Source organism: Pseudomonas sp. KH_040, assembly GCF_057839305.1.
This window is the reverse complement of the sequence record NZ_CM174487.1, coordinates 4,625,543-4,635,000: the sequence shown is the minus strand read 5'-3', so window position 1 is coordinate 4,635,000 and position 9,458 is coordinate 4,625,543. Positions and strand designations below refer to the sequence as shown.

6 protein-coding genes, 2 tRNA genes and 2 rRNA genes are annotated in these 9,458 nt (G+C 54.5%); 5 read left to right on the top strand and 5 right to left on the bottom strand.

The features are described 5' to 3' along the window. Nucleotides 1-25 precede the first annotated feature (25 nt). The 5 genes from AC3IUF_RS20555 (at nucleotide 26) to mrdA (ending at nucleotide 5,731) form a co-directional block, all read left to right on the top strand. Nucleotides 26-102: transfer RNA gene (locus AC3IUF_RS20555), tRNA-Ile, on the top strand. Between the two features lie 30 nt (nucleotides 103-132). Further along, nucleotides 133-208 (top strand) — tRNA-Ala (locus tag AC3IUF_RS20550). Nucleotides 209-455: 247 nt separating this feature from the next. Then, nucleotides 456-3,349, top strand: a 23S ribosomal RNA gene (locus tag AC3IUF_RS20545). Between the two features lie 151 nt (nucleotides 3,350-3,500). Then, nucleotides 3,501-3,616, top strand: a 5S ribosomal RNA gene (gene rrf / locus AC3IUF_RS20540). Nucleotides 3,617-3,838: 222 nt separating this feature from the next. Beyond that, complete coding sequence (gene mrdA, locus AC3IUF_RS20535) at nucleotides 3,839-5,731, top strand: penicillin-binding protein 2 (protein WP_489279164.1); 1,893 nt, start codon at nucleotides 3,839-3,841, stop codon at nucleotides 5,729-5,731. Between the two features lie 65 nt (nucleotides 5,732-5,796). On the opposite strand, the gene AC3IUF_RS20530 is transcribed toward mrdA, so the two are convergent. From AC3IUF_RS20530 to AC3IUF_RS20510, 5 genes are all read right to left on the bottom strand, one after another. Next, nucleotides 5,797-6,468: a hypothetical protein gene (locus AC3IUF_RS20530; protein WP_447786489.1), complete on the bottom strand. Its 672-nt coding sequence runs from the start codon at nucleotides 6,466-6,468 to the stop codon at nucleotides 5,797-5,799. Nucleotides 6,469-6,553: 85 nt separating this feature from the next. Beyond that, entirely contained in the window at nucleotides 6,554-6,760 is a 207-nt protein-coding gene (locus tag AC3IUF_RS20525; protein WP_007910409.1) for a helix-turn-helix domain-containing protein, read from the bottom strand. Between the two features lie 9 nt (nucleotides 6,761-6,769). Next, a complete protein-coding gene (locus tag AC3IUF_RS20520; RefSeq protein ID WP_256588454.1) occupies nucleotides 6,770-7,354 on the bottom strand; it encodes a hypothetical protein in 585 nt (194 codons plus the stop codon). A gap of 590 nt (nucleotides 7,355-7,944) precedes the next feature. Further along, nucleotides 7,945-8,349, bottom strand: a complete 405-nt coding sequence (locus AC3IUF_RS20515; protein ID WP_489279163.1) for a lysozyme inhibitor LprI family protein — start codon at nucleotides 8,347-8,349, stop codon at nucleotides 7,945-7,947. Between the two features lie 57 nt (nucleotides 8,350-8,406). Continuing rightward, nucleotides 8,407-9,327 carry an ADP-ribosylglycohydrolase family protein gene (locus AC3IUF_RS20510; protein WP_489279162.1) on the bottom strand — a complete coding sequence of 307 codons (921 nt, stop codon included), beginning with the start codon at nucleotides 9,325-9,327 and terminating at the stop codon, nucleotides 8,407-8,409. Nucleotides 9,328-9,458 lie beyond the last annotated feature (131 nt).

The window sequence follows — 9,458 nt, the reverse complement described above, 5'->3', positions numbered from 1 at the left end:
AGGTCGGCCTTAGTAGCTCGAAATTGGGTCTGTAGCTCAGTTGGTTAGAGCGCACCCCTGATAAGGGTGAGGTCGGCAGTTCGAATCTGCCCAGACCCACCAATTTTGTGTGGGAAACGCCTGTAGAAATACGGGGCCATAGCTCAGCTGGGAGAGCGCCTGCCTTGCACGCAGGAGGTCAACGGTTCGATCCCGTTTGGCTCCACCACTACTGCTTCTGAAGTTTGAAAGCTTAGAAATGAGCATTCCATCGCTGTGATGATGAATGTTGATTTCTAGTCTTTGACTAGATCGTTCTTTAAAAATTTGGGTATGTGATAGAAAGATAGACTGAACGTTACTTTCACTGGTAACGGATCAGGCTAAGGTAAAATTTGTGAGTTCTCTTAATTGAGAAATTCGAATTTTCGGCGAATGTCGTCTTCACAGTATAACCAGATTGCTTGGGGTTATATGGTCAAGTGAAGAAGCGCATACGGTGGATGCCTTGGCAGTCAGAGGCGATGAAAGACGTGGTAGCCTGCGAAAAGCTTCGGGGAGTCGGCAAACAGACTTTGATCCGGAGATGTCTGAATGGGGGAACCCAGCCATCATAAGATGGTTATCTTGTACTGAATACATAGGTGCAAGAGGCGAACCAGGGGAACTGAAACATCTAAGTACCCTGAGGAAAAGAAATCAACCGAGATTCCCTTAGTAGTGGCGAGCGAACGGGGACTAGCCCTTAAGTGGCTTTGAGATTAGCGGAACGCTCTGGAAAGTGCGGCCATAGTGGGTGATAGCCCTGTACGCGAAAATCTCTTAGTCATGAAATCGAGTAGGACGGAGCACGAGAAACTTTGTCTGAATATGGGGGGACCATCCTCCAAGGCTAAATACTACTGACTGACCGATAGTGAACTAGTACCGTGAGGGAAAGGCGAAAAGAACCCCGGAGAGGGGAGTGAAATAGATCCTGAAACCGTATGCGTACAAGCAGTGGGAGCCCACTTTGTTGGGTGACTGCGTACCTTTTGTATAATGGGTCAGCGACTTATTTTCAGTGGCGAGCTTAACCGAATAGGGGAGGCGTAGCGAAAGCGAGTCTTAATAGGGCGTCTAGTCGCTGGGAATAGACCCGAAACCGGGCGATCTATCCATGGGCAGGTTGAAGGTTGGGTAACACTAACTGGAGGACCGAACCGACTACCGTTGAAAAGTTAGCGGATGACCTGTGGATCGGAGTGAAAGGCTAATCAAGCTCGGAGATAGCTGGTTCTCCTCGAAAGCTATTTAGGTAGCGCCTCATGTATCACTGTAGGGGGTAGAGCACTGTTTCGGCTAGGGGGTCATCCCGACTTACCAAACCGATGCAAACTCCGAATACCTACAAGTGCCGAGCATGGGAGACACACGGCGGGTGCTAACGTCCGTCGTGAAAAGGGAAACAACCCAGACCGTCAGCTAAGGTCCCAAAGTTATGGTTAAGTGGGAAACGATGTGGGAAGGCTTAGACAGCTAGGAGGTTGGCTTAGAAGCAGCCACCCTTTAAAGAAAGCGTAATAGCTCACTAGTCGAGTCGGCCTGCGCGGAAGATGTAACGGGGCTCAAACCATACACCGAAGCTACGGGTATCACCTTCGGGTGATGCGGTAGAGGAGCGTTCTGTAAGCCTGTGAAGGTGAGTTGAGAAGCTTGCTGGAGGTATCAGAAGTGCGAATGCTGACATGAGTAACGACAATGGGTGTGAAAAACACCCACGCCGAAAGACCAAGGTTTCCTGCGCAACGTTAATCGACGCAGGGTTAGTCGGTCCCTAAGGCGAGGCTGAAAAGCGTAGTCGATGGAAAACAGGTTAATATTCCTGTACTTCTGGTTATTGCGATGGAGGGACGGAGAAGGCTAGGCCAGCTTGGCGTTGGTTGTCCAAGTTTAAGGTGGTAGGCTGAGATCTTAGGTAAATCCGGGATCTTAAGGCCGAGAGCTGATGACGAGTGTTCTTTTAGAACACGAAGTGGTTGATGCCATGCTTCCAAGAAAAGCTTCTAAGCTTCAGGTAACCAGGAACCGTACCCCAAACCGACACAGGTGGTTGGGTAGAGAATACCAAGGCGCTTGAGAGAACTCGGGTGAAGGAACTAGGCAAAATGGCACCGTAACTTCGGGAGAAGGTGCGCCGGTGAGGGTGAAGGACTTGCTCCGTAAGCTCATGCCGGTCGAAGATACCAGGCCGCTGCGACTGTTTATTAAAAACACAGCACTCTGCAAACACGAAAGTGGACGTATAGGGTGTGACGCCTGCCCGGTGCCGGAAGGTTAATTGATGGGGTTAGCTAACGCGAAGCTCTTGATCGAAGCCCCGGTAAACGGCGGCCGTAACTATAACGGTCCTAAGGTAGCGAAATTCCTTGTCGGGTAAGTTCCGACCTGCACGAATGGCGTAACGATGGCGGCGCTGTCTCCACCCGAGACTCAGTGAAATTGAAATCGCTGTGAAGATGCAGTGTATCCGCGGCTAGACGGAAAGACCCCGTGAACCTTTACTATAGCTTTGCACTGGACTTTGAATTTGCTTGTGTAGGATAGGTGGGAGGCTTTGAAGCGTGGACGCCAGTTCGCGTGGAGCCATCCTTGAAATACCACCCTGGCAACTTTGAGGTTCTAACTCAGGTCCGTTATCCGGATCGAGGACAGTGTATGGTGGGTAGTTTGACTGGGGCGGTCTCCTCCTAAAGAGTAACGGAGGAGTACGAAGGTGCGCTCAGACCGGTCGGAAATCGGTCGTAGAGTATAAAGGCAAAAGCGCGCTTGACTGCGAGACAGACACGTCGAGCAGGTACGAAAGTAGGTCTTAGTGATCCGGTGGTTCTGTATGGAAGGGCCATCGCTCAACGGATAAAAGGTACTCCGGGGATAACAGGCTGATACCGCCCAAGAGTTCATATCGACGGCGGTGTTTGGCACCTCGATGTCGGCTCATCACATCCTGGGGCTGAAGCCGGTCCCAAGGGTATGGCTGTTCGCCATTTAAAGTGGTACGCGAGCTGGGTTTAGAACGTCGTGAGACAGTTCGGTCCCTATCTGCCGTGGACGTTTGAGATTTGAGAGGGGCTGCTCCTAGTACGAGAGGACCGGAGTGGACGAACCTCTGGTGTTCCGGTTGTCACGCCAGTGGCATTGCCGGGTAGCTATGTTCGGGAAAGATAACCGCTGAAAGCATCTAAGCGGGAAACTTGCCTCAAGATGAGATCTCACTGGAACCTTGAGTTCCCTGAAGGGCCGTCGAAGACTACGACGTTGATAGGTTGGGTGTGTAAGCGCTGTGAGGCGTTGAGCTAACCAATACTAATTGCCCGTGAGGCTTGACCATATAACACCCAAGCAATTTGCGTCGAAGAGACCAGATTGCGGTGTGTGAAGACGAAACGAACCGAAAGTTCGAAAGACTCACAAAACACCAGCTGTCACATACCCAATTTGCTGAAGCGAGGCCACAAGGCCACGACTCAGTACCCGAATTTCTTGACGACCATAGAGCGTTGGAACCACCTGATCCCATCCCGAACTCAGCAGTGAAACGATGCATCGCCGATGGTAGTGTGGGGTTTCCCCATGTGAGAGTAGGTCATCGTCAAGATTAAATTCCGAAACCCCAATTGCGAAAGCAGTTGGGGTTTTGTTTTGCCTGTAGAAAAGTTTTCGCGGGACAACGCTGTCCCAGCCGTCGCAAGAAACGGCCATTGGGGAAATTCCTTCTGAAATGACCGGGCAGTTTTTGGTATGGTGCAGCTCGTTTTTTAACGGACTGATGTCATGCCCACGGATCGGCACTCATTTATGTCAAAGAGTTGCTGTAGAAATGCCTGAACCCATCCCGATCAAGGACCACGAAAAAGAGACGCGCCTGGTCAACAAACGGCTGATCGCCTGCGCCTTGTTCGTCTTCGCCATCAGCTGCGCCCTGGTCGTGCGCCTGTACATCCTTCAGGTGGTGGAATTCGACTATCACTCGACCATCTCCGAAAACAACCGCGTCCACGTCTTGCCGATCCCGCCTACACGCGGTTTGATCTACGACCGCAATGGCGTGTTGCTCGCCGATAACCGCCCCAGTTTCAACCTGACCATCACCCGCGAACGCGCTAACGACGTCAATCAAGAACTGGATGAGGTCATCAATCTCCTGCACCTGCCTGCAGAAGATCGCACAGTCTTCGATAAAGCCATGAAGCAGTCCCGCCACCCGTTTACGCCGGTGACGCTGTTCTATGAGCTGACGGAAGAGCAAATTGCCGTACTAGCCGTCAATGAGTTCCGCCTCCCCGGTCTGGATGTCGAGCCACAGTTCGTCCGCCATTACCCACTTGGCGCGCACTTTGCCCACTCGATCGGTTACGTCGGCCGGATCAACGAAAAAGAATCCAAGACCCTCGACTCGGTCGAATATCGCGGTACCCAATCCATTGGCAAAACCGGCATTGAGCGTTTCTACGAAGCGCAGTTACACGGCCACGTCGGTTACGAGGAAGTCGAAACCAACGCCCAGGGTCGCGTACTCCGCGTGCTCAAACACACCGATCCGGTGCCTGGTCAGAACATCGTCCTGAGCCTCGACATCAAGCTGCAGGAAGCTGCCGAAGCCGCGCTTGGCGATCGTCGTGGTTCGGTGGTAGCGCTCGATCCGTCGACCGGCGAAGTGTTGGCCATGGTCAGCAATCCCAGCTTCGATCCGAATCTGTTCGTCACCGGTATCAGCTCCAAGGAATATTCGGCACTGCGAGATTCGATCGACCGGCCTTTGTTCAACCGCGTACTGCGCGGTCTCTATGCACCGGGCTCGACGATCAAGCCAGAGGTGGCCATCGCCGGTCTAGACGCTGGTGTTGTGACGCCGCAAACCCGCGTCTTCGACCCCGGTTATTACCAGCTCCCGGACTTCGATCACAAGTATCGCAACTGGAATCACAGCGGCGACGGTTGGGTAGACATGGACGCGGCAATCATGCGTTCCAATGACACCTATTTCTATGATCTGGCCCACAAGCTCGGTATCGATCGACTGCACGATTACATGGCGATGTTCGGCCTCGGCGAGAAAGTCTCGCTGGACATGTTCGAAGAGTCGCCCGGCCTGATGCCATCGCAAGCATGGAAACGTGCGACCCGCCGGCAAGCCTGGTTCCCTGGAGAAACGGTCATCCTCGGCATCGGCCAGGGCTACATGCAGGTCACGCCGCTGCAACTGGCTCAAGCCACGGCATTGATCGCTAACAAAGGTGTATGGAACCGGCCGCACCTGGCTAAAACCGTCGATGGCATCGCCCCGGTCGATGAGCATCCGATGCCGAACATCCTGCTCAAGGATCCGCGAGACTGGGAGCAGGTCAATCACGGCATGCAGATGGTGATGCACGATGCCCGGGGTATCGCGCGTGCGGCCGCCGCCGGTGCGCAATATCGCATCGCCGGCAAGAGTGGTACCGCGCAAGTGGTGGCGATCAAGCAGGGCGAGCGATACAACCGCGAGAAAACCCTGGAACGCCATCGCGACAACGCCTTGTTCGTTGGCTTCGCCCCGGCGGAGCATCCGAAGATCGCGATTTCGGTGATGATCGAAAACGGCGAGGCTGGCGGTCGTGTCGCAGGCCCTGTGGTGCGGCAGATCATGGACGCCTGGCTGCTTGATCAGGACGGCCATCTCAAGCCGCAGTACGCCGCGCCGACCAAAGCGCCGGGTGACCCGCACGTTTAACCTTCAACAGTTCACAGTACCGGCTCATGCAAGCTGAGCCGGTACTGTGAACTGTCCTGCAAAGCCTATTTGCAGCGGTAACCCTCGGGCATCGTGACGGTGTAATTGCGCTGCAGACGGTCCTCGAAGTTCAGGTTCTGCAAGCCTTGTTCCACTAGAAAGTCTTCAACCTTGGAGGATTGGCAGTCCTCGTTATAGGACGAAGCGCGGAGCAGGTAGACCGGGCGCTTACTGACATCATCGCGGGCAGTGGCAACAAAGGTGCTGAGCGTGGTGTAACCGGTGCGCTCCGAGGTCCCTACCGGTCCATAGGTCGTGTTCGGTTTACTCGTGCAGGTCAGCCGGTCGTTTTTTTTCTTGCTGGTCTTGCACACGGTAGAGGTGCTGGTCGGCACTTGCCCATAGTCGGTGGCGGTATAGCGGTAGGTCACCTGTCGGCTGCCGACATCGAGGCTGACGGTCATTTTTATCGGCGCATGGTTCTTCGGCAGACTGGCGTCGGTATAGACCTCCTGGAAACCCCTGTCTTTCAGCGCGTTAACCATGTCGCGAAGATAGTAGCGGGCATTAAGAGCGTTTTCGTCGCTGCCACTCGCAGACGTCACCAGCACAATCGCCTTTCGGTCAAAATGATAGTCCGGATCGGGTGTCGCATTTAGCGCTACGTCCATTTGCGTGGCGCAGCCGCTGATCAACGCTGTCAGTAAAAACAGCGCGCAGAGTAAAAACCGGGTCATGACAAAGCCGCCTTATAAACTAAGGATTGAATAAGAGTTAAACGGTGTGGACTGGCGACAATTAACTTGCGCGCCTGCGCAAGGCTCAGTCTTTCTGGTATTCCAGCAAATCGCCTGGCTGGCAATCGAGTGCTGCGCAGAGCTTGTCCAGGGTGGCCATCTTCACGCCCTTGACCTTGCCATTCTTCAGTAATGACAGATTGGCCTCGGTGATGCCCAGCAGGCTGGCCAACTCTTTCGAGCGAATTTTTTGCGTGGCCATGACAACGTCAAGGCGGACGATAATGGTCATTGTATTGTTCTATATGTATTGGCTTTGCTCATCGCTGAGTACTTTTGCATCGCGCATGATAATTGAAAACAAACAGAGCAATACGCCTTTGACAATCTCGTAGGCAGAAGTGGAAGACAGGCCGATCGAGAACTGAAAAATGCGATCTCCAGGTGGCAGATCAATCGACAGTGTCAAACCTTGCAAGGTCTCTACCAGCGGGTAGGCGGCCGGAGAAATGATGCACAGAATCCCTACTCGCCACAGCAGCTTGATGTTGCGCTCGGTCCAGGTTTCGCCGCGGGACAAGCGCAGGAAAAACAACCCTGTCAGCCAGAGTACGTAGGTCGAAAGCAGAACGGGCAGGAAATCCAGAACGACGAGCAGCGCAGTGACCAGTGGCGAGAGCCATGTGTCAGGGGCAAGCAGCGCACCTTCGACAAACGGATCAAGCAATTGCGGCGAGTTTTCGGCGAAGGCGTAGAGCAGAGCCGCGAGCATTTCATCCGTTTTGAAGAACCAGATCGAAGCGTTGCCACCAACCTCGGTCACCCCCAAAACCCAGACAAGAATCGCTGCAAGTAGTCCGACCCAATGCATGCGTTGCAGTGCCAATCCGTTGTTACGAGTACTCATGAAAAATCCTTGCGGTGTCATTGGGAATGACTAATTCTCGATGTTAAATTATCGAATCGCAATAATAAATTGTTCATATTTTGTGAAGATCGCTCTTGGTGTCGAGGTGCCGGGGCTACAGCAGCATCTTCAGTGCATTCGCTTTGGGGGATTTCAATGTCGATAGGCTGTCGAATTCGAAGCAAGTCGAGAGCAGAGGAGGGGCGCGATCCACTCGGTGGGCGCTGGTATCGATGACGGGGCAGGGATTGATTAGAGCGGGGACACACGCCACAGGCATGCTTCAGTCGCCCGCTCGTATAGGGCTTACTTGATTTCGGTAATGAAGTTTTCCCGCGAGCGGCGAACCTTTTTCAAGTTGACCGACCAGTCCCCCTCAGTTGCTTGAGGAAAGTTTGCGCAGTGGTGCACCTGTCGTGTGCGCGAGTGTGCACAGGGCCGAGTCGTAACGGCCTGAGCAGAACATGATCACGCGCAACGCATTGCACGGGCGTTAACCCACATTTGAAATGCATTCCGATGTGGGAGAGAGCCTGCTCGCGAAAGATCCCTCAACACCGCCGCAAAAATCAGGCCCCCGGCACCGGGCAGCTCATGTCACCTTCTTCACACTTCAAATACTGTTTCAGCGCCTCAACCCGCACCTTGGTCACGCTCGTCAGGCAGTTGCTGTAGATCAACGGATAAACGCTCCCGCCAGTAACTCCGGACGATGAAAACTTGCACTCTGCATCGCGAAACCCGATCCACGCCCGTTGTGCACTGACCAACAGCTTCTTGCCATCCGGGTTGTCCTTCAAACGCCCGGTGATTTGCTGATACACCGCGTTCAACGCCTTGTCCGCCGCTTTGAAGTCCTCCCCGGCGCATTGATTCATCGTCGCCTGATCGCTGGCATTCGCGCAGTCGACGGCGGCGTGGGCGAGGGGAGTCAACAGAAAGGGTGACAGGGCCAGAAGCAGGCGTGGGGACATGGTCAAATCTCGCTGTATCGAAGGTAAGTGCCGAGCAGTGTAGCGGCTGTGTCGCGTCTATTCTTGCGGGCGCATTCGGGAAGCCGCGAGCAAACGGTCGGCGGTCGCCGCAATCTCTTCACCGTCGTGCAGCTTTTCCAGCCAGTGTTCAGGAATCCCCCGCACGCCGTAATAGGCGCCGGCCAACTGACCGGTAATCGCGGCGGTGGTGTCGGCGTCATTGCCCAGGTTGGCGGCTTGCAAAATGGCGGCTTCGAAGCTGTTCGTGTGATGAAAGCACCACAACGCCGCTTCCAGCGACTGTACGCTGTAGCCGCTGCCCTTGATGTCCGTCTCGGACAGGCTGAGATAATCACCACGCGCGATGGAAGCGACCTTGGGCTGCGAGAAACTGGCGAATGGCAGTTGACGCAGTTCTGCTTTGCTCGCGCCTTCAAGCGCACTGGCGATCACCGCGGCCAACAATTGGCAGCATTCGATGGCTTCAGGTGCTGCGTGGGTGGTTCGCGAGCTGTCGGCGGCAAAGCTCTGGATTTGCCGGGCGTCGGGAAAGTAGAACAGCACCACCGGTACCAGGCGCATCAGCGAACCGTTGCCGGCGCTGTACGGGTCGGGCGAACCGGCGAAGGGATCAGCGGTTTGTTGATATTGCGCCAGCGCCTGACTGACGGTCATGCCGATATCGAAACACTCACCGGTCGAACTCAGATAACCCCATTGCCACCAGTTGAGGTAGCGGCCCATTTGATCAGCAGCATTGAAACCATTTTTGTTCAACAGGCTTTCCGCCAGACACAGCGCCATCGAGGTGTCATCGGTCCATTGCCCGGGCTTGAGGTGGAATGGGCCACCACCGATCATATCGGTCAACGGTTGGAATGATCCCCGTGGTTTGAACTCAACCGTAGTACCGACAGCGTCGCCGCACGCAAGACCGAGCAGAGCACCGCGGTAACGTTCAGCGAGGGATGGCGGCATGATTCGTCCTTGTAGATTCAAATTCGCTGGAAAAGGTAACAGTTTCGTTGGGCGCAGGGTGTCTGGAACCATCACGGCACCGGTAAAAAAGTGCAGCTTGATGTGTCCTTGCTGGTGAACGACTGCACCGC

Excerpts from the sequence above, each read along its gene's own strand:
- mrdA (WP_489279164.1), top strand. The coding sequence starts at position 3,839 with ATGCCTGAACCCATCCCGATCAAGGACCACGAAAAAGAGACGCGCCTG.
- AC3IUF_RS20530 (WP_447786489.1), bottom strand. The coding sequence starts at position 6,468 with ATGACCCGGTTTTTACTCTGCGCGCTGTTTTTACTGACAGCGTTGATC.
- AC3IUF_RS20525 (WP_007910409.1), bottom strand. The coding sequence starts at position 6,760 with ATGACCATTATCGTCCGCCTTGACGTTGTCATGGCCACGCAAAAAATT.
- AC3IUF_RS20515 (WP_489279163.1), bottom strand. The coding sequence starts at position 8,349 with ATGTCCCCACGCCTGCTTCTGGCCCTGTCACCCTTTCTGTTGACTCCC.
- AC3IUF_RS20510 (WP_489279162.1), bottom strand. The coding sequence starts at position 9,327 with ATGCCGCCATCCCTCGCTGAACGTTACCGCGGTGCTCTGCTCGGTCTT.